The 23502-nt window shown below is 60.0% G+C and carries 23 protein-coding genes and 1 tRNA gene; 17 read left to right on the top strand and 7 right to left on the bottom strand.

Annotated features, from left to right (window positions below):
• Positions 1-17 precede the first annotated feature (17 nt).
• The 3 genes from FHX08_RS08255 to hflX all read left to right on the top strand — a co-directional run bounded on the left by FHX08_RS08255 (position 18) and on the right by hflX (position 2638).
• Positions 18-881, top strand: coding sequence for a D-amino-acid transaminase (locus FHX08_RS08255; RefSeq protein WP_132651429.1), 864 nt, complete (start codon positions 18-20; stop codon positions 879-881).
• Between the two features lie 110 nt (positions 882-991).
• Entirely contained in the window at positions 992-1234 is a 243-nt protein-coding gene (gene hfq / locus FHX08_RS08250) for an RNA chaperone Hfq (protein WP_003539403.1), read from the top strand.
• Positions 1235-1312: 78 nt separating this feature from the next.
• Positions 1313-2638, top strand: coding sequence for a GTPase HflX (hflX, locus tag FHX08_RS08245; RefSeq protein WP_132651430.1), 1326 nt, complete (start codon positions 1313-1315; stop codon positions 2636-2638).
• A gap of 16 nt (positions 2639-2654) precedes the next feature.
• Here hflX and mazG read toward each other — a convergent pair whose 3' ends face one another.
• Positions 2655-3500, bottom strand: coding sequence for a nucleoside triphosphate pyrophosphohydrolase (gene mazG / locus FHX08_RS08240; protein ID WP_132651431.1), 846 nt, complete (start codon positions 3498-3500; stop codon positions 2655-2657).
• A 6-nt stretch (positions 3501-3506) separates the two neighbouring features.
• Positions 3507-4094, bottom strand: coding sequence for a nucleoside deaminase (locus FHX08_RS08235; protein ID WP_132651432.1), 588 nt, complete (start codon positions 4092-4094; stop codon positions 3507-3509).
• Between the two features lie 289 nt (positions 4095-4383).
• On the opposite strand from FHX08_RS08235, the gene cysG reads away from it, so the two are divergent.
• From cysG to FHX08_RS08210, 5 genes are read left to right on the top strand one after another with little or no spacing between them, the layout of a single operon-like run.
• The gene (gene cysG, locus FHX08_RS08230; RefSeq protein ID WP_132651433.1) at positions 4384-5820 is read left to right on the top strand and encodes a siroheme synthase CysG; all 1437 of its coding nucleotides are present in this window, start codon (positions 4384-4386) and stop codon (positions 5818-5820) included.
• Between the two features lies 1 nt (position 5821).
• On the top strand, positions 5822-6136 hold the full coding sequence (locus FHX08_RS08225) for a DUF2849 domain-containing protein (RefSeq protein WP_132651434.1): 315 nt from the start codon (positions 5822-5824) through the stop codon (positions 6134-6136).
• An 8-nt stretch (positions 6137-6144) separates the two neighbouring features.
• Positions 6145-7815, top strand: coding sequence for a nitrite/sulfite reductase (locus FHX08_RS08220; RefSeq protein ID WP_184327080.1), 1671 nt, complete (start codon positions 6145-6147; stop codon positions 7813-7815).
• A gap of 10 nt (positions 7816-7825) precedes the next feature.
• Positions 7826-8338: a DUF934 domain-containing protein gene (locus FHX08_RS08215; protein WP_132651986.1), complete on the top strand. Its 513-nt coding sequence runs from the start codon at positions 7826-7828 to the stop codon at positions 8336-8338.
• 40 nt (positions 8339-8378) lie between these two features.
• Positions 8379-9590 (top strand): UbiH/UbiF family hydroxylase, encoded by a 1212-nt coding sequence (locus tag FHX08_RS08210; RefSeq protein ID WP_132651436.1) that lies wholly within the window; start codon positions 8379-8381, stop codon positions 9588-9590.
• A 99-nt stretch (positions 9591-9689) separates the two neighbouring features.
• Here FHX08_RS08210 and FHX08_RS08205 read toward each other — a convergent pair whose 3' ends face one another.
• Positions 9690-10439, bottom strand: coding sequence for a cytochrome c biogenesis CcdA family protein (locus FHX08_RS08205; protein ID WP_132651437.1), 750 nt, complete (start codon positions 10437-10439; stop codon positions 9690-9692).
• A 485-nt stretch (positions 10440-10924) separates the two neighbouring features.
• On the opposite strand from FHX08_RS08205, the gene FHX08_RS31380 reads away from it, so the two are divergent.
• Entirely contained in the window at positions 10925-11104 is a 180-nt protein-coding gene (locus tag FHX08_RS31380) for a hypothetical protein (protein WP_132651438.1), read from the top strand.
• An 87-nt stretch (positions 11105-11191) separates the two neighbouring features.
• Here FHX08_RS31380 and FHX08_RS08200 read toward each other — a convergent pair whose 3' ends face one another.
• Entirely contained in the window at positions 11192-11467 is a 276-nt protein-coding gene (locus FHX08_RS08200; protein ID WP_132651439.1) for a hypothetical protein, read from the bottom strand.
• 248 nt (positions 11468-11715) lie between these two features.
• Here FHX08_RS08200 and FHX08_RS08195 point away from each other — a divergent pair.
• Together FHX08_RS08195 and FHX08_RS08190 are read left to right on the top strand one after the other, a co-directional pair.
• Positions 11716-11791 (top strand) — tRNA-Lys (locus FHX08_RS08195).
• 37 nt (positions 11792-11828) lie between these two features.
• Complete coding sequence (locus FHX08_RS08190; protein WP_165911827.1) at positions 11829-11996, top strand: hypothetical protein; 168 nt, start codon at positions 11829-11831, stop codon at positions 11994-11996.
• A 14-nt stretch (positions 11997-12010) separates the two neighbouring features.
• Here the strand turns inward: FHX08_RS08190 and FHX08_RS08185 are convergent, their stop codons facing one another.
• The 3 genes from FHX08_RS08185 to FHX08_RS08175 are packed head-to-tail and all read right to left on the bottom strand — an operon-like array spanning position 12011 to position 16542.
• Entirely contained in the window at positions 12011-12877 is an 867-nt protein-coding gene (locus tag FHX08_RS08185) for a DMT family transporter (RefSeq protein ID WP_132651440.1), read from the bottom strand.
• Between the two features lie 10 nt (positions 12878-12887).
• Positions 12888-15284, bottom strand: a complete 2397-nt coding sequence (locus FHX08_RS08180; RefSeq protein WP_184327079.1) for a PIG-L family deacetylase — start codon at positions 15282-15284, stop codon at positions 12888-12890.
• Positions 15285-15321: 37 nt separating this feature from the next.
• Positions 15322-16542: an ROK family protein gene (locus tag FHX08_RS08175; RefSeq protein ID WP_132651442.1), complete on the bottom strand. Its 1221-nt coding sequence runs from the start codon at positions 16540-16542 to the stop codon at positions 15322-15324.
• Between the two features lie 261 nt (positions 16543-16803).
• On the opposite strand from FHX08_RS08175, the gene FHX08_RS08170 reads away from it, so the two are divergent.
• From FHX08_RS08170 to FHX08_RS08145, 6 genes are all read left to right on the top strand, one after another.
• The gene (locus FHX08_RS08170; RefSeq protein ID WP_132651443.1) at positions 16804-18060 is read left to right on the top strand and encodes an extracellular solute-binding protein; all 1257 of its coding nucleotides are present in this window, start codon (positions 16804-16806) and stop codon (positions 18058-18060) included.
• 84 nt (positions 18061-18144) lie between these two features.
• Entirely contained in the window at positions 18145-19017 is an 873-nt protein-coding gene (locus FHX08_RS08165; RefSeq protein WP_165911844.1) for a carbohydrate ABC transporter permease, read from the top strand.
• Complete coding sequence (locus FHX08_RS08160) at positions 19014-19871, top strand: carbohydrate ABC transporter permease (RefSeq protein ID WP_184327078.1); 858 nt, start codon at positions 19014-19016, stop codon at positions 19869-19871. The genes FHX08_RS08165 and FHX08_RS08160 overlap by 4 nt, the downstream gene beginning before the upstream one ends.
• 3 nt (positions 19872-19874) lie before the next feature.
• Complete coding sequence (argH, locus tag FHX08_RS08155) at positions 19875-21389, top strand: argininosuccinate lyase (RefSeq protein ID WP_132651445.1); 1515 nt, start codon at positions 19875-19877, stop codon at positions 21387-21389.
• Positions 21389-22420 carry an ABC transporter ATP-binding protein gene (locus FHX08_RS08150; RefSeq protein ID WP_132651446.1) on the top strand — a complete coding sequence of 344 codons (1032 nt, stop codon included), beginning with the start codon at positions 21389-21391 and terminating at the stop codon, positions 22418-22420. Before argH ends, FHX08_RS08150 begins: the two co-directional genes overlap by 1 nt.
• Entirely contained in the window at positions 22417-23313 is an 897-nt protein-coding gene (locus FHX08_RS08145) for a carbohydrate kinase family protein (protein WP_184327077.1), read from the top strand. The genes FHX08_RS08150 and FHX08_RS08145 overlap by 4 nt, the downstream gene beginning before the upstream one ends.
• Positions 23314-23502: the final 189 nt, after the last annotated feature.

Raw genomic sequence — 23502 nt, 5'->3', positions numbered from 1 at the left:
TTCCAAACAGGGTTTCAATGCCAAGAATTGCCTATGTGAATGGACGTTACTTGCCGCATTCAGACGCCATGGTGCATGTCGAGGATCGCGGCTATCAGTTTGCCGATGGCGTTTATGAGGTATGCGAGGTCCGCCACGGCCAGATTGTTGATCTCACCCGGCATCTGAACCGCCTCGATCGTTCCCTGGGTGAATTGCGCATCGCCTGGCCGATGAGCCGTGCGGCTCTGACGCAGGTGATTCGCGAGACGCTGCGCCGCAACCATGTCCGCAACGGTCTCTTCTATTTGCAGGTGACGCGCGGCGTTGCCCGCCGCGACCATGTCTTTCCGGCCGAAGGCACGCCGCCTTCGGTCGTCGTGACCGCCAAAAGCACCGATCCCTCAGTCATCGCCAGGAAGAACGCCACCGGCATCAAGGCAATCACCGTTCCCGACAATCGCTGGGACCGTGTCGACATCAAGTCCGTCGGCCTGCTGTCGAACGCCCTTGCGCGCCAGCAGGCGAAGGAAGCCGGCGCTCAGGAAGCGATCTATATCGATGTCGATGGCATGGTGAAGGAGGGGGCGGCGACCAATGTCTGGATCGTCGATGCTGATGGTACACTGGTAACGCGGCCTGCCGAACATGGCATCCTGCGCGGCATCACGCGGACCACTCTCATCGATGTTGCGGCCAAACTGGGGGTGAAAATCGTCGAGCGGAAGTTCTCCGTTTCGGAGATGATGGCCGCCCGAGAGGTCTTCATCACCGCGGCCACAAGCATTTGTTTTCCAGTGGTTTCCATTGACGGACAGGCCATTGCCAACGGTCATCCGGGAAGCTTGTCACAGAATATTCGGGAAGCCTTTTTCGACGTTGCGGAAAAGATTGCGATTTGATACCAAGATTTGCTGGGCTGGAGGAATGAGGGTGCCACCTGCCTTGCTGGAGAGGTTGATTGATATTCTACCGGCTTGATCAGGTCGGCAATAAAGAAAGAAGCGGCGCGATGGCGGAACGTTCTCAGAATCTGCAGGACTTATTTCTCAATACTGTACGCAAGCAAAAGATTTCCCTGACAATCTTTCTGATTAACGGTGTAAAGCTGACGGGTGTTGTCACCTCCTTTGACAATTTCTGTGTTTTGCTTCGCCGTGACGGCCATTCGCAGCTGGTGTATAAGCATGCGATCTCGACTATCATGCCAGGCCAGCCGATGCAGATGTTCGAGAGTGAAGAAGCTGCGTCCTAAGTAAGGTCAGCCGTCATTTCGACACGCGATACAAAAAACGATTCCATCATCCCTGAAGCCGCCAAGCACAGGGATGACATGCGCGCGACAGTCGTCGTGCCGGTGCTAAAGTCACGCTCGCGCGGTGGACAGACCGAGTCGGCATCGACCCGTACACCTGAAAGCCGTCTCGACGAAGCGACAGGTCTTGCGCAGGCGATCGACCTCGACGTCGTCAATGCATCCATCGTGCCGGTCAACGATCCGCGTCCTGCAACGCTTCTCGGTACAGGCAAGATCGAGGAGATTAAGCACCTGCTCGATGAGCGCGATTCCGGTCTGGTCATTGTCGATCATCCGCTGACGCCGGTGCAGCAGCGCAATCTGGAAAAGGAGTGGAACGCCAAGGTTATTGACCGGACGGGCCTGATCCTCGAGATCTTCGGCCGCCGCGCCTCCACGAAAGAAGGAACGCTGCAGGTCGATCTTGCGCATCTGAACTACCAGAAGGGTCGGCTGGTCCGAAGCTGGACCCACCTTGAGCGCCAGCGTGGCGGCGGTGGCTTCATGGGTGGCCCGGGCGAAACCCAGATCGAAGCCGACCGGCGCCTGCTGCAGGATCGTATCATCAAGCTGGAGCGCGAGCTTGAGCAGGTGGTCCGTACCCGGCAACTTCACCGCGCCAAGCGCAGGAAGGTGCCGCATCCGATCGTGGCGCTCGTCGGCTATACGAACGCCGGCAAGTCGACGCTCTTTAATCGCATCACCGGGGCAGGGGTTCTTGCGGAGGACATGCTCTTTGCGACGCTCGACCCGACGCTGCGCCGCATGAAGCTGCCTCATGGCCGCACCGTCATCCTGTCCGATACCGTCGGCTTCATTTCCGATCTGCCGACCCATCTGGTCGCCGCCTTCCGAGCGACGCTCGAAGAGGTGTTGGAAGCCGATCTTATCCTGCATGTGCGCGACATGTCCGATGTGGACAATCAGGCTCAGAGCGCCGACGTGTTGCGCATCTTGAACGACCTCGGCATCGATGAAGCCGAAGGCCAGCGTCGTATTCTCGAAGTCTGGAACAAGATCGACCGGCTGGAGCCGGAAAGCCATGACGCCATCGTGCAGAAGGCTTCGGGCACACAGAATGTCATCGCCGTTTCCGCCATCAGCGGCGAGGGCGTGGACAGGCTGATGGACGAGATCAGCCGTCGTCTCTCCGGCGTTATGACGGAAACGACGATTACGCTGCCCGTCGATAAGCTGGCGCTGCTGCCATGGCTCTACGACCACGCTGTTGTCGACGGCCGTGAGGACAACGAGGACGGCTCGGTGACCCTGGACCTGCGTTTGTCGGAAACCGAGGCTGCCGAACTTGAGCGTCGCATCGGCAACGGTCCGAAGCCCGCAAAGGAAGATTGGGAGCGATAAGCCCGTTTGGGCGGAGTTATTCCGCCCCGGCTACGACGGCGCGCTCGATCGCTTTTGCTGCCTGCCAGATCTCTTCCATCCGCTCCAGGCTTGCTGCCTCGAGACTCTCGCCTTCCGCGTCAAGAACCGTCTCGATAAGGTTGAATCGGCGCCTGAATTTCGTATTCGTGCCACGCAACGCCTGTTCCGGATCGGCCTTGACATGCCGCCCGATATTGACCACAGCGAAGATCAGGTCGCCGAGTTCATCGCTGACCTTTGACTTATCGCCTTCGCGCAGCGCAACCCGCAGCTCACCGACCTCTTCCTCGATCTTGTCGAGGATAGGTTCGGGCGCCGACCAGTCGAAGCCAACCTTGGCTGCCCGTTCCTGAAGCTTGAGTGCTTCGGTCAGGGCCGGAAAACTACGCTGCACCGAGCCGAGGAAACCGGCCTTGAAATCTTCACTGATGCCGCGGCGTGCCCGGCGCTCCGAGCGCTCGCGTTTTTCAGCCTGCTTGATCTCGTCCCACTGCTTTTTGACGGCATCGGGCGTGTCCGCATCCGAACGCGCAAAGACATGCGGATGCCGGCGGATCATCTTGCGGGTGATCGCCTCCACGACATCCCCGAAGGAGAACTCGCCGGCCTCTTCGGCCATGCGCGCGTGAAAGACGACCTGCAGCAGCAGATCGCCCAGCTCATCGCAAAGATCGTCCATATCTTTGCGTTCGATCGCGTCAGCAACCTCATAGGCTTCTTCGATCGTGTAGGGTTTGATGCTCTCGAAGTCCTGCTCGATGTCCCACGGACAGCCGGTCACAGGATTGCGAAGTGCCGCCATGATCTCGATCAGGCGCGAAATGTCGTTCGAAGGTTCCATGGTCTCTCAGTTCAGCGGAATGTCGTTGGCGCTCTTGGTGGCCTGATAGGTGTTGGAAAGGGCGGCATAGCGCGACTTGATCCGCGCCGTCTGCTCCTTGAGTTCGGCTTTGAGCCGTTCATCCTCGGTCTCGACCAGATCGGCGATTGCAAAGCTCTTCCAGAAGGCGTTCTGCCGCCGGTAGCCGCCGGGTTCGAGCCCGAAGACTTCCTTCAGGATTTTTAGATCGTGCGGGATCGCGAAGCTGTCACGCGAATCCTCGTGACTGAAGAAATAGTAGAAATTATCGAAGCCGGCCCAGGTAATCGCCGACATGCACATGGTGCAGGGTTCGTGCGTCGAAAGAAAGATCAGGTCCTTCGTCGCCGGCTTGTCGTTAAGCTCGTAGAAGCGCTTCAGCGTATGCACTTCTCCATGCCAGAGCGGATTTTCGAGTTCGTTATTGGTTTCGGCAACGATGAGCGCCAGATCGGACTTGCGCAGGATTGCGGCGCCGAACACCTTGTTGCCGGAGGCGACGCCGAGTTCTGTCATTGGCAGGATATTGTCTTCCATAACCTGCAGGAGGCGGTTGGCGATTGTCTTTTCCGGCATGAAAATCTCCTGTTTTGTCCATCCTATCGCCGTCTGGAATGAAGCGGAATGCATAAGTCCGGCACTCGGAAATTTGCCACAGGCTTTATCCCCTTCGCGGTCGAGGTTCCTCTCGGGAAACCGGCGCGGCGGCCTCAAGATATGTGCTTTTTGCGTCGCACGGGTCAGTTTTCTCAAATCATTGATCAACCGGGTAAAAGAATACGCCGCTGGCCGGCCTTTGGAATTCTGTTTCTTCATTCGCTTGCCTGGAGAATGCATATTCGGCCATCTTCGAAGTGGATTGAGAATGCCCTCCAGGACTGAACAGCTTTCGGTGTTTCCCGCCTTCTTTCGCGTGGAAGGTCAGATCGCGGCCGTTTTCGGCAATGGCGATGAAGCTTTCGCCAAGGTTCGCCTGCTGTTGAACACGAAGGCGCGTATCGTCGTGCATGCCGATAGCCCGGAAGCCGATTACCACGCGTTTCTGATAGCTAACCGCATCGAGACCGTCCGCGAAGTGTTCGCGCCCGAACAGGTCGAAGGCGCGGCACTGGTATTCGCCGCGACTGGTGAGGCTGAGCAGGACCGCCGAATTGTCGAAGCTGCGCGCGCCGCGCGGATTCCGGTCAACGCCGTCGACCAGCCCGATTATTGCGATTTCTATACACCGGCTCTCGTCAATCGGGCGCCTGTTGCTGTTGCGATCGGTACGGAAGGTGCGGGTCCCGTGCTCGCCCAGATGATCCGCGCCCAGATAGATCAGCTTCTGTCGCCGTCCCTGGGGCGCCTCGCAACGCTTGCGACCAGCTATCGCAAGACGGTCGAGCATCTCGTTCCGCGCGGTGTTTCCCGCCGCATCTTCTGGCGTCGTTTCTTTTCCGGCCCGGTCGCTGATGCCGTTGCCAACGGCAATCTCCCGCAGGCCCGCCGATCTGCTAATGGCCTGCTGCGCTCACTGGATCGCGTCGAAGGCCATGTCTGGCTCGTCGGTGCCGGCCCCGGTGCCGAGGATCTTTTGACCTTGCGCGCCCAGCGCGTGATGATGGAAGCCGATGTCATTGTCTATGATGCGCTGGTGCCGCAGGCGATCGTCGATATGGGCCGCCGCGACGCCGAGCGTCTTTCGGTCGGCAAGCGCAAGGGCTGCCATTCGAAGTCCCAGGAAGAGATCAACGATCTCCTGGTCGATCTCGGCCGCCAGGGCAAGCGCGTCGTGCGCCTGAAGAGCGGTGATCCGCTTGTTTATGGCCGGGCAGGGGAAGAAATGGCCGCTTTGCGCGCCGCCGGCATCTGCTATGAGATCGTGCCTGGTATTACCTCTGCCTTTGCGGCTGCCGCCGATTTCGAGCTGCCGCTGACGCTGCGCGGTGTTGCCTCCTCGCTGGTCTTCACGACTGGTCACGATCTGACCGGCGACGTTCTGCCGGATTGGGCAAGCCTTGCTGTGTCCGGTGCCACGATAGCTGTCTATATGGGCCGAACAGTCGCGGCCTCCGTCGCCGAGCGGCTGATGCAGGCGGGCATTCCCGCCGAAACCACGGTTGCCGTCATCGAGAATGCCAGCCGCGCCGATCGTCGGCTGCTGCACGGTACTCTCCGCGATCTTCCCGACCTGCAACATCGCGACGAGTTGACCGGACCGGTCATGGTCATTATCGGCGATGCAGTCGCAGGCGCCAATTTCGAACTGTCCGAACCGCTGGTGCGAGAACGCGTCCGGTTCGATGAACTTGCAAGGAGCTGACATGGTAGACAAGGTTCTGACCGCCAACCGCCTGACGGACGGTGTTGCCGTCTGGCTGAATGCCAACGGCGAGTGGGTACTCTCGTTGCAGGAGGCGCTCGTCGCTCGCCATGCCGAAGCCGTTGCGGCCTTGGAGGAGATCGGCAAGAAATCCTACGCCGACAACAAGGTCGTCGACGTTGCAGTCGTCGACGTCCAGGAAACCAACGGTCAGCTCTGGCCGCTGCGCCTGCGCGAGCGCATCCGCGCCCAGGGGCCGACCATGGAATATGCGCCGGGCTACAAGCCGGCTGATCCAGAATTCATTGCAGTCTGAGGAAGACGATGTACCGTTACGACGAATTTGACCACGCCTTTGTCGCCGAGCGCGTCGAGCAGTTTCGCGACCAGGTCCAGCGCCGCCTTTCCGGCGAACTGACTGAGGATGCATTCAAGCCGCTGCGGCTGATGAACGGTGTCTACCTGCAACTCCATGCTTATATGCTGCGCATCGCTATTCCCTACGGCACGCTGAGCTCGCGCCAAGTGCGCATGCTCGCCCATATTGCCCGCACGTATGACCGGGGTTATGGCCACTTCACCACGCGTCAGAACTTGCAATTCAACTGGCCGAAGCTGTCCGAAATACCCGATGCGCTTGCCGACCTCGCGACCGTTGAGATGCATGCCCTTCAGACCTCGGGCAACTGCATCAGAAATGTGACAGCCGATCACTTCGCCGGCGCCGCTGCCGATGAAGTTGCCGATCCGCGTCCTTACGCCGAAATTCTGCGCCAATGGTCGTCCGTTCACCCGGAATTCTCTTTCCTGCCGCGCAAGTTCAAGATTGCCGTGACCGGCGCAGAGCGCGACCGCGCCGCTATCCAGGTTCACGATATCGGCCTGCATCTGAAGAAGAACGACAAGGGCGAAATCGGCTTTGCCGTCTATGTCGGCGGTGGTCAGGGCCGCACGCCGATGATTGCCAAGCTGATCCGGGATTTTCTGCCCGAGGAGGACCTGCTCTCGTATACGACCGCCATCGTGCGCGTGTACAATCTGCATGGCCGCCGCGACAACAAGTACAAGGCGCGCATTAAGATCCTCGTTCATGAGACCGGTGCCGAAGAGCTCGCCCGCCAGGTCGAGGCCGAGTTCGCACAGCTGAAGGATTCCGAGCTGAAGCTGCCCGAAGAGGACGTGCAGGCGATTGCCGCCTACTTCGCGCCGCCGGCACTGCCGGAGCGTGCCGAGGGCTGGGAAAATCTGGCGCGTTGGAAGAAGGCAGACCCGGCATTCGCTCGCTGGGTCCAGCAGAATGTCCAGCCGCACAAGAACCCCGATTACGGCATGGTGACGATTTCGCTGAAACCGATCGGCGGTATTCCGGGTGATGCGTCCGATGCGCAGATGGACGCCGTTGCCGATATCGCCGAGGAATATGCTTTTGACGAGATTCGCGTCAGCCATGAGCAGAATCTCATCCTGCCGCACGTCGCGCTCGCCGATCTCGAAGCCGTCTATCGCGGCCTCGTTGCTATTGGTCTTGCCGAGGCCAATGCCGGTCTCATCACCGATATCATTGCCTGTCCGGGTCTGGACTATTGCGCGCTCGCCAATGCGCGCTCCATTCCCGTCGCGCAGGAAATCTCCCGCCGCTTTGGCGATCCGGCCCGCCAGGCCGAGATCGGCGAACTGAAGATCAAGATCTCCGGCTGCATCAATGCCTGCGGCCACCACCATGTCGGCCATATTGGGCTTCTGGGTGTTGAGAAAAAGGGTGCCGAACTCTACCAGATAACGCTCGGCGGTTCTGGTGACGAACATACGTCGATCGGTGAAATCGTCGGTCGAGGCTTCGAGCCGGACAAGGTGACAGATGCGATCGAGACGATCGTCGATACCTATCTCGGCCTGCGCCTCGATCCGTCAGAAAGCTTCCTCGCCGCCTATCGCCGCGTCGGGCCGCAGCCTTTCAAGGATGCGCTCTATGGCTCGGCAGCGGAAGCGGCATAAGGAGGGGATGATGACGAAGATTTGGAGAGAAACCGGTTTTGTCGAGAACGATCCCTGGGTAATCGAGACGGACGAGGTGAAGGCGACGGGCGATCAGAAGCCGCTTCTGACGCTCGACGAACTGATCGCCAAGGCCGATGAAAGCAATGATGGTGGCTTTGGTGTGCTGATCAAGCCGGCCGACAATATTCTGAAGCTCGAGCCCTATCTCTATCGCCTTGAAATCGTAGCCGTGGCGTTCCCGGCCTTCAACGATGGCCGTGCCTTCAGCCATGCTTCGCTGCTGCGTCAGCGCCTTGGTTACACCAACGAATTGCGCGCAGTCGGCGACGTTTTGATCGACCAGGTGCCACTGATGTTGCGCGTCGGTATCGACAGTTTCGCTGTCACCAACGAGACGGCGATCCGCCGTCTGTCGGAAAAGCGCCTGCCGTCCATTCCGCATCATTATCAGCCGGCGGTGCGTGACGCCGAAGCCGGCAAGGGCTATAGTTGGCGCCGTCAGGCAAAGCCGGCTGCCTGAGGCTGCCGGGTTGCCGTCTTTTTGATGACGGAATGATAGCATGAGCAAATTCGAAGTGGCGGTGATCGGCGGCGGTCTCGCCGGTATGATCGCTGCGGTCGCCCTGGCACGCGGCGGTCGCGACGTGGCGCTGGTCGCCCCTCCATCTCCCAAGGAAGATCGCCGCACCACGGCCTTGATGGACCAGTCGATTCGATTCCTGGATCGCCTCACACTCTGGGAAAAGCTGCGTCCCGCAGCCGCACCGCTCGCCAGCATGCGCATCATCGACGGCACCAACCGCCTGTTGCGTGCGCCGACCACGACCTTCCGCTCCACAGAAGTTGGACTCGATGCTTTCGGCTATAACTTTCCGAACAAGGCATTGATGGACGTGCTTGAGTCAGCAGTCGCGGCCGAAAGCAATATCACCTGTTTCACCGGCATGGCTGAAGCGATCGACATCGCCTCAGAAGGCGTGACGATCATGCTTGCCGGTGGCGAAGAGATCAGCGCCGATTTCGCTGTCGGTGCCGACGGCCGCAAATCCAAGCTCAGGGAAACCGCCGGCATAGATGTGCGCACCTGGTCCTATCCGCAGTCAGCCATGGTGCTGAATTTCGCCCATACATTGCCGCACCAAAATACCTCCACAGAGTTCCACACGGAGCACGGCCCGTTCACGCAGGTGCCCTTGCCGGGAAACCGATCCAGCCTCGTCTGGGTGCAGAATCCGTCAGATGCGACGGCGCGTATAGAGCTTTCGCTCGCCGAGCTCGGCAATGTCGTGGAAGAGCGCATGCAGTCCATTCTCGGCAAGGTCGAGGTTGAGGAGGGCGTACAGATCTGGCCGCTGTCAGGCACGATGGCCCATCGTTTCGGCAAGGGGCGCATCGCGCTGATCGGTGAGGCTGCCCACGTCTTTCCGCCCATTGGGGCGCAAGGCCTCAATCTTAGCCTGCGCGACATCATGGCGTTGACCGACCTTTTGTGCGCGCGAGCCGAATTGCCCATTCCTGCCGACGCCGGCAGCAGCTTCGATCGTAAGCGCCGCGCCGACATCATGACGCGCACTGCTAGCGTCGATCTCCTCAATCGATCTCTGTTGTCCGATTTCCTGCCGATGCAGATGCTGCGCGCCGCTGGCCTGCATGTCCTCTCGGTCGTTCCGCCGCTGCGCAATATCGTCATGCGCGAAGGCATCCAGCCGGGCCAAGGCTTTCGCGACATTCCCGATGCGATCACGGGATACTTTAAGCGAAAGAAAGCCTGATTTTATCGCAGCCGGAGTACCGCGGCAGATGGGAGCTCGTAGCCGCGGCAGGTTCCTGCTCACTACCTTAGGCATTTCGCGGAGCGGAGAGACTTACCCCTAGCCGATTTGCATCAGGATCGGAAAAGTCTGCTGGAACCAGATTGCGACATAGCTCACCCAACCGAGCAGGAAGGCGAGGCCTGTCAGCACGAGGAAGACGCCCATAATCTTCTCTACCGTGCCGAGATAGCGGCGGAAGCGAGCCAGGAAGCGCATGAAGGCCCCTGAAAAGCCGGCCGCAATCCAGAAGGGCACGGCAAGGCCGAGCGAATAGACCGCAAGAAGCCCAGCGCCGGAGCCGACAGTTTCACGCGATGCCGCGACACCGAGGATCGCCCCGAGCACGGGCCCGATGCACGGCGTCCAGCCGAATGCGAAGGCCAGCCCCATGACGTAGGCGCCCGTCACCGTCGCCGGCTTGCAGCTGCCCTGGAAGCGGGCCTCCCGCGCCAGGATGCCGATACGGAAAAGCCCGAGGAAATTGAGACCCATAATGATGATGATGAGGCCGCCGATCTTGGCAAGCAGGTCGAGATGCTGGCGCAGCACCATTCCGATTGTGGAAGCGCCGGCGCCGAGCGCCACGAAGACAGTCGCAAAGCCGAGTGTGAAGAAAAGTGCTGAAAAAAGTACGCCGCGCCGGACATCCGGAGCAGCGGCAACGGCACCGCCGCCGCGGAACTGCTCGACGGAAATTCCCGCCATATAACAGAGGTAAGGCGGAACGAGTGGAAGCACGCAAGGCGAGAGGAAGGAAAGCGCCCCGGCAAGCAGTGCGCTCCAAAGGGAAATATCGGCAATCGACACGCATTCTCTCCGGCAGCAATCGAGTGATGTTCCTAACGCCGCAGCGGGGGGATTGCCAATCACCTTTTTGCGCTGATCGGAGCTGGCCGGCGGCTCTGTACGATCCGAAGCGGGACAGAACATGTGGATATTAACTGGGCATAAACCATAACGGGCACTGTCTATGGATCGACTCGGGCGCTCTCGCTGGTATGGCCGGGCATTTGCGAACACCCCACCGCAAATGCCGGGAGGTCCGGCCAGGTATGCGAGAGGCCGATGCCGGATCTCCCGCTGCGCCGCCAGCCCGTTACTGGCGCTACTAACGATGTGAAGCTGGAAGTTGCGACTGGCAGTTCCGGTGCCCGGCCATGGGGTGCAAATACGTAATGGTCACAGGGGTCAGCGCCGAGGAATTGGCTGTAAGACTTTTCCGGTATAAAGCGCATTAAGTTGCGGTGATCGCGTGATAGATTGCCGTCGGAGATCCATAAGGAGATGTATTTATGAGCAGATTTCGGGCATTTGTGGCAGCCGGAGCGCTGATTGGTATTTCGGTGTTGACGGCATGTGCAACTCCCCCGAATTCATACGGCTCCGCATCGGGATACGTGCCGGGAGATTCGATGAACCTCGCTTGCAGGGATGGCTTCAGGCCGAATGATGGCCGTTCCTGCAGCTATTGATGGTAACCGGACAAAACATCGACCTGCTGGGATTGCGGCGAGCCGCGTAAAACATCGTCTCGCTCATTTGCAGCCCGGCAGCGGCTATCAGTGCAGCTGCGGCTCATTCTCGTCCTCTTCGAGAAAGCTTCGCACGCCATCTCGTTCAGCGGTGGCCAGAAACTCTTCCCATGCATCCAGATCTGTGGCGAATTTATCTTCCCAGATCGTTACGACTTCGGTTTGGGAGATGACTTCAAGGGTCCAATCTCCATTGGTGCCCGCCGGCCGAAATATATCGACTAGCACGGTTACGCCGCCGTCTTCGAACTCGCCGGAGAAATCGGAGTGCTCGAGTTTCGGTTCTCTAGTCTTTTTCGTCATTTCAATCTCCAGCACCGAAAGGTGCATCATTCTCACAAAGACAGCGATACAGAACGTTTCGTACGTGCGCACTAGCGATAATCGCCCGTGCGCTTTATCGAGATGGGTTAGGAATGCGGGTTGTGAAAATGTCTGCCAAAGAAATGTGTCCAATACAATGAACGAAAAAATTTTTCGGTTGACCGCGATAGGTCGCCTGCATATGTTCCGCGCACTTCCAGCCGGGGTGCTTCGCACCTGCGGAGCGGGAGAGCGTAGCTCAGCCGGTAGAGCAACTGACTTTTAATCAGTAGGTCTCGGGTTCGAACCCCGACGCTCTCACCATAACTCCCTTTCTTTTCGCCGCAGTAAAGATAACGATTTGTGGATCGCTTGGCGCGCCGGAAGCCCAGGCGACAGCCTTGATCCGCTCGTCCGACGATCGGCGTCCGAACCCTGCATCGTGCTGGTGCCGGCAGTTATCATCATCGTCGTCACCACGCTTTCGGTATCCCTGGTCGGCGACTGGCTGGATATGACGCTGCGCTAAATAGACGAAAGGCGCTAGCGCCGGCGCCGCTCCAATAGAGCGACCGCTTGTAAGGTGGTGATGATCACGGCGATGCCGAAAAGCGTTCGAAGATCGGGCACCTCATCGAAGAAGATGTAGCCGCTGGCGGTCGCAAAGACGATCGACAGATAGCCGAACGGGGCAAGCAGGCTGGCGCTCGCAACTTGATAGGCCCGCAGGAAACAGAATTGTCCAAGCTGCGCCAGAAGGCCGATGCCGAGCAGGGCGGGCCAGTCTTCGCTGCGCACGGGTTGCCAGACGAAGAGGGCAGGAATGAAGGTGATGACAGTCAGGCCAGCCGTGTAGAAGACCATCATGACGGTGGTATTCTCGTAATGCAGCATCCGCGTCTGGATCGTCGCCAATGACCCGAAGACGATCGAGAGCAGCACTGCCATCAGCCCGATGTTCCACGCGAACGTATCTGGCGCCAGCATGATCAGCACGCCGACAAAGGCGAACACCGCGCCGATCCACCGCCAGCCGCTGACCCTCTCGCCGAGCATGACGACCGCCATTAGCATAGAGACCAGCGGTCGCGTGAAGCCGAGCGCATTAACCAGCACCAGCGGCAGCATCGGGAGCGCGACGAAATTGCTGGTCAGCGCAACCGCATTGCAGCTGATGCGCATGATGTTGCGCAACGGATCTCTGGAACTGGCAAGCTGCCGGCGATGGCGCCAGATCAACGGCAGGATGAGCATCAGCCCGATCAGCGCGCGAACGAAGACGAGCTGGATGGCCGGATAGGATGCGCCCTGCATCTTCACCAGCACTGTCATGCCAGTCACTAGCGTCGTATCGGAAAGCAGCCAGACGATGCCGAAATGGCTGTCCCTGGCTGCGACAGAGCGATCCATTTCGATTGCCTCAAGCGGGCTGCACGAGATTGGCAATCAGCCGGAAGGCGCCCGATGTCAGCTTGTCGAGCTGGTGATGCAGCACGAGGCTCGTATGCGTATGCCGGCCCTTGCCGATTTCGGCGGATAAAAGCGCCCCCTTGAGCGGCTGCTCCTCGGGGTCGTGCATGGCAACGAGCGGGACATAGGCATCGTCCCAGCGGGCGGCGAAATAGAGGCCGCGCTCCTTGTCCCAGCCATCCCAATCTGCGGATGTGATCCTGTTCGGCCCTTGCAGCAGCGGGTGCGTGGGCTCCAGGACGGTGACCTCCGATGTCGGATCGGTCACGCGCCAGCGGAGAGAGGGTGAGCCGATATCGATCCGCCGCGGCGGTGTGGCATCCGGCCGCCAGCCGTCACTCGGGCGATGATAGAGCGTCAGCAGATGTCCGCCTTCTTCGACGAAGCGATGCAGGCGGGCTGTCGCGGCGGCGAGATCCTTACGGATGCCGAAGGCAAATATACCGATGACGATTGTCGTAAAGCGAGAGAGATCGCCCGACAAAGTCTGTGCATCGAGCTCGGTGACATCGAGCCCCATACGATCAAGCCAGAGGCCAACGCGATCGGCGCCGCCACCAACATAGCCGATCTTCGCTCCATCAGGCAGTTTAAGATCGAGCGCCAGAACGCGCAGCAATTCCGGCTCGCGAAAGCTGGTGCGACCGATATGCGGATAGGCGATCGGCGATGTCCGCATGGCCGGTTGACCGTCTACAAGCGGTGTGATCGCGACGAGGCCAGCTGTTATCATTGCCGGAGGCGATAACCTGAGGAGACCGTTTTCTTCCTTGATCGTCCAGCCGGCGGGAGCGGAAAAGCCGATGCGTCCTGCTGATGCCGCCTTGACCAGCAGCTCTTGCCTGTCGCCTTCAACGGGAACAATGAAGGCATTGGGCTGAAGGCTCAGCGAGTGCTGCGGTGCGACGACAAGTAGTTCCTCGAGATCAACAGCCACCTCTGCCAGACGGCTGCCGATTTGAGCCCTGACAGCGACGAACGCATTGCCGTTGCCGCCGAGGCTCGACCATACCGGCAGAAATTGCCGGGTGAGGGGGGCATCTGCCGCCGATTTCAGTTCGTAAACGATCCGGTGCGGCGAGGTTTCCTTCAGGCTCGCCGAAACGCCCTCTGGCAATCTCATATCTGCATCTGATATCGCAGTGCATGCATCGCCGCTGAGGTGCAGCGTCAGTTTCCCGATTGAGCCCGGCGAAAGGTCCGCGGGGTCGGCAACAGCCCGGACGAAGACGTGCTCGGCCTCGCAAAGTGCTACATCGATTTCTACGAGCTTGCGCCGCAGACGATGGCCGTGTGCATCGAGGAATGCTGCAGGCGCCTCTGCGAGAGCTCTTTCAATTTCCGCAGCCGCCTTCAAGAGCGCATCCACGATGGCGGATCTTTCCGGGAAACGCTCGATCGCCTTGCTGATCGCGCCATCTGCTCTCATCAGTGCATCGACGACGGTTTGCCGCAGGTCCGCCTCCCGTGCAAGATCGGCGAGCGTCGAGGGAAGAGATTCGAGGATGGACGTCTCCGTAACGGAGCCTCTGGCGCTGAGCTTCAGATGCAGCGGCCATTCATTGTCGCCAATATCATGCCAGCGGCCCATGCCCTGTGAGGCATGGTAATAGCGCGACCATTCGCCGATGTGCGCGTAGCTGACGCCGCTGACGGATTCGAGGCCCGCGGCGTCGAGTGGCAGCGTCGTGGCCGGAGGCGGCACTTCGTCATCGTAGGTATCGCCGCCGCCTGGCCATGCCGGCAGGTAGAATTTTGCCACCTGCCAGGGTGTCAGCCCCTCGCCGAAATGTTCAGAAAAGGCGACGGGATCAGCGGCAAGATGGATCGCGGTTTCCGCCGCACGCGTCATGGCACGGTGGTGCCCATGCTGGCCCGGAACATCGAGGAAGGTCGGCAACACGATATCGGGACGTTCTGCGCGATAGGCGCGCACCAGCCGCTCGACAATACGCTTTTCGCCCCAGCGGTCAAACGTCCGGTCGCCATTCTTCGAGAAGCCGAAATCATGGATCGGATCTTCAGGACCGTGGCCGAGCCAGTGGATATCGGCATCGAGCTCGCGCGCCGCTTCCTCCATCTCCCGGCTGCGCACAATGCCGAGTGCGCCGAGCCGCTCTGGTCCGAGCGCATTCTGCCCGCCTTCGCCGCGTGTCGAGCAGGCAACGATGACGCGCATGCCAAGGCCGAGGCGCAGATAGGCGAGCAGGCCGTTATGCTCGTCGTCCGGATGCGCGCCGGTGTTCATCATGGTGACGGTCGAGGTCAGACGCGACAGCGCTCGATGCAGCCGCACGAGCGAAAGGCTCTGCTTCTGTTTCTCAATACGATCTCGATCGGTCAGCATGGTTCCTCCATTGGGGCGGACCGGGCGGCGCGCTTTCTTAGGCTGCGTTATCGGCGACGGCGGTCGGTGAAATGTCGAGTTTTGGGGTGACGGCTTCGAAGAGCGGCAGGGCAGCCGCGCCGAGTGCGGCGGTCAGCTGGCCCGTCTGGCCGCGAATGACACGGGGAAGCGCACGCGTACGCCGGCTGGCCACGGAAACCGGAAGCGCCTGCATGGCGGCGACGATCTCGTCAATGACCGCATCAGGGAGCGCACCGCCAAGGATGACGGTTTCCGGATCGAGGACGTTTTCCAGCATCCCCACCATCGGCGAAAGATAGTCGGCCGTCTCTGCGATCCATTCCTTCACGACAGGATTGCCGTTCCGGTGCAGCTCTTCGATCGCCGCAAAATCGGCATTCTCATAACCGGCCTCGGCAAGCTTTTCCTTCAGCGCATGTAGTGAGGCGTAACGTTCCAGGCAGCCGCGCTGGCCGCAGGGGCAGGGTTTTCCGCGCGGGGCGACGACCACATGGCCGATTTCGCCGGCATTGCCGAATGCGCCGCGGAAGGGCGCGCCATCATGGATGAGGCCGAGACCGACGCCGACGCCGAAATAGATCATGCAGAAATTGGAGATCGCGCGTCCCGCCCCAAACAGCCTTTCGCCGACGGCGGCCGCATTCGCATCGTTTTCGACGATCACGGTTTCGCCGCTGGCGTCACTCAGCACATCAGCCGGACTGATACGGCTCCAGCCGGGCAGGGTGGTGGGACCGACCGAGCTCATGCCCTCGATTTCGAAAGGGCCGGGCATGACAACGCCAATGCCAAGCAACTTGGAAGGGAAACGCTTTCGGACCTTCTTCACCTCGCCGGCAAAGAGCGGAACGATATGTTCAGGGCTGGTATTCTCCACCGGCATGATGGTCTCGGAGCGCACCTTGCCGGAGAGGTCGAGCACCGTCGTTACCATATGGTCGGCAGCGATTTCGACGCCGATGGTTACGGCGCCGTCAGGATTGACTGCAAACTGGATCGGTGGCTGGCCGCGGCCGGAGCGCAGCCGGCCAATCTCCATCAGCAACTGCTCGCTGACGAGTTCGTCGACGATATTGGCGACGGCCTGTGCAGTCAGATGCGTGAGCTTGGCGATATGCATGCGGCCAAGCGAACCGTGCATGCGCACGACATCGAGCACCACACGGCGATTGTGATCGCGGCTGCGCTCGGGATTCTTCCCCATCGCGATCTGCTGCTTGCCGGATTGCCGTGTCATCTCTCCGCCCTCGCCTCTGCCGATATGGATAGCGCCAATATCACGAAATGAGCAATACAATAATTAAACTAAATTATCTTATTGACAAAACGCCCTGTCCGAACCAGCCTGAAGGGGTCGCAATGCGATGCCGAGGAAGGAGGAGCCTCAGTTCCATCTTCCCGAGCCAATCAAATCGGGGCGCCGCTGATCTGCGGGATGCCCTGGGGAACTGGATGAGCGCGAGCGGCATGAAGGCTGGCTCGGCAATGGAGGGATAATATGCGTCGCGGAATCTTATTTGCCGGGCTGTTTGCTGGCATCAGCATGGTTGCGGTCAACAGCGCCCAGGCCGTCGAAATCGAATATTGGCAGTATGTCTACGACACGCGCGTCAAGGCGATGGATCAACTCATCGCCAATTTCGAGAAGGCCAATCCCGACATTACCGTCAAGCAGACGACCTTTCCTTACGCCGACTATCAGACACGCGTCGTTGCCGCCAATCTTGCCGGCAATGGCCCTGACGTGATGCAGCTTTTCTACGGTTGGCTCGACCAGTTCATCGCCGGCGGGCTGCTGCAACCGCTGCCGACAGACGCTTTCCCGCATGATCAGATCGAGAAGGATTTCTTCCCGATCGTGACCGCCATGAAGCGCGGCGACGATTATTACGGCCTGCCGACCGCCGTCCGTTCGCTGGCGCTCTTCTACAACAAGAAGCTCTTCCAGGAGGCCGGCCTCGACCCGAACAAGCCGCCGCAGACGATCGACGAATTCGTGGCTGCCGCCGAAAAGACGGTCAAGCGCGATGCCGCCGGCAACATTGCCGTCGAAGGCACGACGCTCGATATGGGTGGCCAGGATCACCAGTGGTGGCGCGAAGTGCTGATCCGCCAGTATGGCGGCGAGCCTTACACCGCCGATTATTCCAAGGTGACCTATAACAGCGATGCCGGCCTGAAGGCGCTGAAATTCTACACCAGCCTGCAGACGGAAAAGAAGGTCGGCCAGACCGGTTTCATGGATGAAGGCCAGGCTGCCTTCCGCGGCGGCAAGGCAGCGATGACGATCGACGGCACCTTCCGTCTCGGCTCCTTCGGCAGCATCAAGGATTTCGAGTGGGGCGTCACTGAGCTTCCGGCCAATGCTGACGGCATGCGCTCCAACTATGCGAGCTATTTCGCCAATGGTATCGGCGCCAAGGTCTCCGGCGAAAAGCTGGAAGCTGCCAAGAAGTTTCTCGCTTACGTGACTTCGCCGGAAGCCATGAAGATCTGGCTTGGCACCGTCGGCGAACTGCCGGCACGTCGCGAAGCAGCTCTGACCGATGAAAACCTCAAGAACCCGATCTATGCGCCCTTCCTGAAGGCCCTCGCTTATTCCCACACCTCGCTCTTCGTGGATGAAGCCGGCCAGCGCCAGAACGCCATCGATATGGTCAACCGAGTTCTTCTGGAAGGTCAGTCGCCCGAGGATTCCCTTGCTCAGGCCGCAACCGCCGAGCAGGAAATCATCGACAACGCCAAGAGCAAATAAGGGACGGCCATGAGCTCCGCACCCGCGAATACGGAGGGGACGGCTATCAGCCGTCCCGCCGGATCGTTCTGGGATCGGCTGACGATGCGCCAGAAGCGCCTCGTCTGGGTCTGGACATTCCTCGCCCTGCCGATCCTGTTTTACTGCGTGATCCGCTTCTATCCGACGCTGCAGGCCTTCTACCTGTCCTTCACCAATTGGAATCTGATGAAGCCGCCAAAATTTATCGGCGTCGCCAATTACGTGAAACTTTATAATGACCCGCAGTTCTGGAAAGTTTTCCGCAATACCTTCACCTATCTGATCATCGGCACGCCAATCAGCCTCGTCGTCTCCTTCGTCGTCGCTTTCTTCCTGGATCGCGTCCGTTTCCTGCACGGTCTGATCCGAGCGCTTTATTTCCTGCCGTTCCTGACGACGGCGGCTGCCATGGCCTGGGTCTGGCGCTGGTTCTACCAGCCGGCCCCGATCGGCGTCATCAACGACGTGCTCGGGATGATCGGCCTGCCGCAGCAGCAGTTCATCCGCTCTGTCGATCAGGCGCTGCCCTCGATCATGGTCACATCGATCTGGGCCGGTCTCGGCTTCCAGATCATCATCTTCATGGCGGGCCTGCGCGCCATTCCGAACACGTTCTATGAGGCAGCGAAGATCGATGGCCTCGGCGAATGGCCGATCCTCTGGAAAATCACGCTGCCGCTTCTGAAACCGACGACCGTCTTTCTCGTCGTCTTCTCCTCGATCGGCTTCCTGCGCATCTTTGACCAGGTTTACAACATGACGACCAACGATCCCGGCGGCCCGCTCGGATCGACCAAGCCTCTGGTTCTGATGATCTATCAGACGGCCTTTTCATCCTACAACATGGGTTATGCGGCAGCTCAGACCGTGGTGCTCTTCGCCATCCTGCTTTGCGTCTCCCTGCTGCAGCTCTGGATCCTGAGGGAGCGCAAATGAGTGCCGTGATGTCCAATACGGCAGCACCGCTGCCGAAAGCCAATATCCGCCCCGGCGCGATCATCATCTGGACGCTGCTCTTCATCGGCGGCCTCATCATGGTCTCTCCGCTGCTCTTCATGTTCTCGACCTCGTTGAAGACGGCAGGCCAGGTCTATGACTTGCGTCTCATTCCGGCTGAGCCGACGTTGCAGAACTACATCGCCGTTCTCTCCGACGGCCGCTTCATGCGCTGGTTCTTGAATTCGACGATCGTTGCCTGCATCGTGACGCTCTCGAACGTCTTCTTTGACAGTCTGGTCGGCTATACGCTCGCCAAGTTCGAATTCCGCGGCCGCTATCTGATTTTCCTGGCGATCCTCTCGACGCTGATGATCCCGACGGAAATGCTCGTCATCCCCTGGTACCTCATGTCGGCCCAGCTCGGCTGGCTAGACAGCTACTGGGGCATCATGTTCCCCGGTATGATGACAGCCTTCGGCACATTCCTGATGAAGCAGTTTTTCGAGACCGTACCGAACGACTTTCTGGAAGCCGCGCGTATCGATGGTCTCAACGAGTTCCAGATTTGGTGGAAGGTGGCCATGCCGCTGGTGACGCCTGCGCTCTCGGCACTGGCGATCTTCACCTTCCTCGGCAACTGGACGGCCTTCTTCTGGCCGCTGATCGTCACCACTAGCCGGGAACTCTACACGCTGCCGGTCGGCCTATCGAGCTTTGCCGTCGAGCAATCCATTCAATGGGAAATGATCATGACCGGTGCGGCGCTTGCGACATTGCCGACGCTCATCGTCTTCCTGGTGCTGCAGCGCTACATCGTGCGCGGCGTCATGCTGGCCGGCCTGAAGGGATAAGAGATGACCGAATCCAATCCACGCCTTGCCGACAAAAGCGTCTTTCCTGATCCGGTCTATAAGGAAACGGTGCTGAAGCCGCTCTTCGATGGCACCAAGTCACACCACGTCGAGGGTTTCCGCCGCATTGACCGTGCTCACCTGGTGATGCTCGTCGAAACCGGCATCCTCGACCGCGAGCAGGCCGGCAAGATCGCCAGCGCACTGGAAGCGATCGATCACGACATCAATCCGGAAAAGCTCGTCTATACTGGCGAGGTGGAGGATTTCTTCTTCCTCATCGAGAAGGAGCTGAAAGCCCGTATCGGCGTCGACATTGCTGGCCGCCTGCATACGGCGCGCTCGCGCAACGATATCGACCATACGCTGTTCAAAATTGGCCTGAGGGAGCGCCTCGATGCGCTGATGGTCAAGGCGCGCAAGCTGCTCCACGCGATGATTGCCACCGCCGACGGGGAAAAGGAGACCTTGATCGTTGCCTATACTCACGGTCAGCCGGCCCAGCCGACCACCTTCGGCCACTATCTTTCGGCGGCGATCGAAGTGCTGATCCGTGATATCGAGCGTTTCGCGGAGGCTCGCAGTATCGTCAATCTCAGCCCGATGGGCGCTGCGGCGATCACCACCTCGGGTTTTCCGATCGACCGTGCTCGCGTTGCCGAATTGCTCGGCTTTGCAGCGCCACTGCGCAATTCCTACAGCTGCATCGCAGCCGTCGACTACACGACCTCGACCTATAGTGCGATCGAACTGATGTTCCTGCATCTCGGCCGCCTGATCCAGGACTTCCAGTTCTGGACGAGCTTCGAGGTCGGTCAGATCTATGTGCCGAACGCGCTGGTACAGATCTCCTCAATCATGCCGCAGAAGCGCAACCCGGTGCCGATCGAGCATATGCGCCACCTCGCAAGCCAGACCTTCGGCCGCGCCCGCACCGTGCTCGATGTCATGCACAACACGCCCTTCACCGACATGAACGACAGCGAGGGTGAAACGCAAGGCATGGGCTACGAAGCCTTCCACTCGGCAGGCCGCGTGCTCGACCTGCTCGCCGCCTTCATCGCCCAGATCAGCATCGATCCGCAGCGCGTGGCAGACAATATCCGTCGCTCTTGCATCACCATCACCGAGCTTGCGGATTCGCTGGTGCGCCTTGAAGGGCTGTCCTTCCGGCAGGCGCATGAGATTGCCGCAACGGTTGCCCGCGCCGTGGTCGCCAAGGGCGGCGGTCTTTCGGATGATGGGTACGAGCCGTTCCTTGCCGCTTTCGAGGAACTGGCCGGCCGCAAACCCGGTGTCGACAAGGCGCAGTTTGCCGAGATCGTCTCGCCGGAACATTTCGTTGCCGTCCGTGCCCGCTTCGGCGGTCCCGCGCTGGCGCCGATGGCGGATGCGCTTGCAGCTTACCGGGAAAAGGCTGCCGCATTCGCCGCACAAGCGCAGGAGAATGCAGCGCGCGAAGCCGCCGCTGCTGAAGAACTTCAAACCAGATTCAAGGCATTGATGGGGACCGCCTGATGGCAAATATCGAACTGCAGGGGCTCGTCAAACGCTACGGCAAGCTCAATGTCGTGCACGGCATCGATCTCGCGATCGCCGATGGTGAATTCGTCGTCTTCGTCGGCCCATCCGGCTGCGGCAAATCGACGACGCTGCGCATGATCGCCGGTCTCGAAGATATCTCGGGCGGCACGCTGAAGATCGGCGGCGAGGTAGTGAACGAGCGCGAACCGAAACAGCGCAATATCGCCATGGTGTTTCAGAACTACGCCATCTATCCGCATATGAGCGTACGCCAGAATATCGGCTTCGGCCTTTACACCTCGAAGCTCTCGCAGGCGGAAAAGGATAAGCGCATCGACGAAACCGCACAGATCCTCGGCCTGACGGACTATCTCGCCCGCCGTCCGGCAGCCCTGTCAGGCGGCCAGCGCCAGCGTGTCGCGATTGGCCGCGCCATGGTGCGTAATCCTTCCGCCTTCCTCTTCGACGAGCCGCTGTCGAACCTTGATGCACAGCTGCGCACGCAGATGCGCATCGAGATCAAGCGCCTGCACCAGCGCTTGGGCACGACGATCGTCTATGTCACCCATGATCAGGTCGAGGCCATGACCATGGCCGACCGGATCGTCGTCATGAAGGACGGCCATATTCTGCAGGCGGGAACACCGATGGATATCTATGAAAATCCCGCCGACGTCTTCACCGCGCGCTTCATCGGCAGTCCGTCGATGAACCTTCTGCCGGGTACCGCTGCAGCCGATGGCATCCGCATCGGCGAGGGCGGTCCGCATCTGGTCGGCATACGCCCCCATGATCTCGTCATCGGCGAGGGCACCGGTATCCTGTCATTGTCGGGCATGGTAAGTGCCGTCGAGCCGCTCGGTGCCGAAACCCTGGTGCATTTCGATGTCGCGGGCGCGTCTGTGATTGCAACCGCACCCGGTAAGGTGATACCGGCCGTCGGCAGCGTCGTGAACGCCCATGCGGCGTCCGGAGCTCTCTATGTTTTCGATGCAAAAACGGAAAAGGCCCTCGGGCGCCAATGACATCTGATAATGACATGCGGTCCGCGGTGCTCAGCATCGGCCGGATCTATTGCGACCTGATCTTCACAGGACTGAAGACCATGCCCGTTCTCGGGCGTGAGATTTTTGCCGATAACCTGCGCATTGCTGCAGGCGGCGGGGCTTTCATCATGGCAGCTTATTCGGCCCATATCGGACGCAAGACCGCTCTGCTCTCTCGCCTCGGAACCGATGGGCTTTCGAATGGCCTGACCACGGAACTGCAGGCGAGCGGCGTCGATTTACGTTTTCTCGATCGGGCCGCCGATGCCGGTCCGCAGGTCACCGTCGCAATCAACAATGGTGAGGAGCGGGCCTTCCTCTCCCGCCGCGCCGGAGGGGCGGAGCCGGCAACGCTTGGTGAGGCCCTTACCTGGAGCGAGGCGCGCCACCTGCACATTGCCGAATTCGCGACACTGGCGGAAATCCCTAGGCTCATCGGAAAAGCCAAGGAGAATGGATTGACCGTATCGCTCGACCCGAGTTGGGATGAGACGCTGATCTACCAGCATGATTTTCTCGATCGCTGCGAAGGCGTCGATCTCTTCCTGCCGAATGTCGAAGAAGCCGTTGCCATCACCGGATACTCTGACCCGGCCGAAGCGCTGGACAGGCTTGCGGTGCGCTTCCCGATGGTGGCGCTGAAGGCAGGCGCTGGCGGTGCATATTATGCCGCCGGTGATATGCGCCTCCATCAGAACGCCCCGACCGTCAAGGTCGTGGATACGACCGGCGCGGGCGATGCCTTCAATGCCGGGTTCATCGACGCCTGGCTTGGCGGCGCGAGCCTCGATATCTGCCTGCGCGAAGGTATTGCCATGGGCAGCCTCGCGGTTCAGGCTGCAGGCGGCGCCGCAATCCTGCCCGCCCGGTAAAGCTTGGACAATGCCGCGGCCTTTCCACAGCCGCAGATCGCTCTAAGTTGATCGGGAGCTGCGCCGAATTTGCCACATTGATCCAACCCTGAACACTCTCGTCGACCCTGTGGTCTTCTTGCGGAACAGCTTGCACCGACTGCGCCATCCAGCTGTTTCCTTACGAATATTTCATGTTTTTCAGCCGCA

Source organism: Rhizobium sp. BK529 (genome assembly GCF_014194105.1).
Lineage (GTDB): Bacteria > Pseudomonadota > Alphaproteobacteria > Rhizobiales > Rhizobiaceae > Rhizobium.
Note: the sequence above shows the minus strand (reverse complement) of the source record. Positions and strands in the feature narration are given on the sequence as shown.

Coding starts and splice junctions, on each gene's coding strand:
- FHX08_RS08255 (WP_132651429.1), top strand. CDS start 18: ATGCCAAGAATTGCCTATGTGAATGGACGTTACTTGCCGCATTCAGAC.
- hfq (WP_003539403.1), top strand. CDS start 992: ATGGCGGAACGTTCTCAGAATCTGCAGGACTTATTTCTCAATACTGTA.
- hflX (WP_132651430.1), top strand. CDS start 1,313: ATGCGCGCGACAGTCGTCGTGCCGGTGCTAAAGTCACGCTCGCGCGGT.
- mazG (WP_132651431.1), bottom strand. CDS start 3,500: ATGGAACCTTCGAACGACATTTCGCGCCTGATCGAGATCATGGCGGCA.
- FHX08_RS08235 (WP_132651432.1), bottom strand. CDS start 4,094: ATGCCGGAAAAGACAATCGCCAACCGCCTCCTGCAGGTTATGGAAGAC.
- cysG (WP_132651433.1), top strand. CDS start 4,384: ATGCCCTCCAGGACTGAACAGCTTTCGGTGTTTCCCGCCTTCTTTCGC.
- FHX08_RS08225 (WP_132651434.1), top strand. CDS start 5,822: ATGGTAGACAAGGTTCTGACCGCCAACCGCCTGACGGACGGTGTTGCC.
- FHX08_RS08220 (WP_184327080.1), top strand. CDS start 6,145: ATGTACCGTTACGACGAATTTGACCACGCCTTTGTCGCCGAGCGCGTC.
- FHX08_RS08215 (WP_132651986.1), top strand. CDS start 7,826: ATGACGAAGATTTGGAGAGAAACCGGTTTTGTCGAGAACGATCCCTGG.
- FHX08_RS08210 (WP_132651436.1), top strand. CDS start 8,379: ATGAGCAAATTCGAAGTGGCGGTGATCGGCGGCGGTCTCGCCGGTATG.
- FHX08_RS31380 (WP_132651438.1), top strand. CDS start 10,925: ATGAGCAGATTTCGGGCATTTGTGGCAGCCGGAGCGCTGATTGGTATT.
- FHX08_RS08200 (WP_132651439.1), bottom strand. CDS start 11,467: ATGACGAAAAAGACTAGAGAACCGAAACTCGAGCACTCCGATTTCTCC.
- FHX08_RS08185 (WP_132651440.1), bottom strand. CDS start 12,877: ATGGATCGCTCTGTCGCAGCCAGGGACAGCCATTTCGGCATCGTCTGG.
- FHX08_RS08180 (WP_184327079.1), bottom strand. CDS start 15,284: ATGCTGACCGATCGAGATCGTATTGAGAAACAGAAGCAGAGCCTTTCG.
- FHX08_RS08175 (WP_132651442.1), bottom strand. CDS start 16,542: ATGACACGGCAATCCGGCAAGCAGCAGATCGCGATGGGGAAGAATCCC.
- FHX08_RS08170 (WP_132651443.1), top strand. CDS start 16,804: ATGCGTCGCGGAATCTTATTTGCCGGGCTGTTTGCTGGCATCAGCATG.
- FHX08_RS08165 (WP_165911844.1), top strand. CDS start 18,145: ATGCGCCAGAAGCGCCTCGTCTGGGTCTGGACATTCCTCGCCCTGCCG.
- FHX08_RS08160 (WP_184327078.1), top strand. CDS start 19,014: ATGAGTGCCGTGATGTCCAATACGGCAGCACCGCTGCCGAAAGCCAAT.
- argH (WP_132651445.1), top strand. CDS start 19,875: ATGACCGAATCCAATCCACGCCTTGCCGACAAAAGCGTCTTTCCTGAT.
- FHX08_RS08150 (WP_132651446.1), top strand. CDS start 21,389: ATGGCAAATATCGAACTGCAGGGGCTCGTCAAACGCTACGGCAAGCTC.
- FHX08_RS08145 (WP_184327077.1), top strand. CDS start 22,417: ATGACATCTGATAATGACATGCGGTCCGCGGTGCTCAGCATCGGCCGG.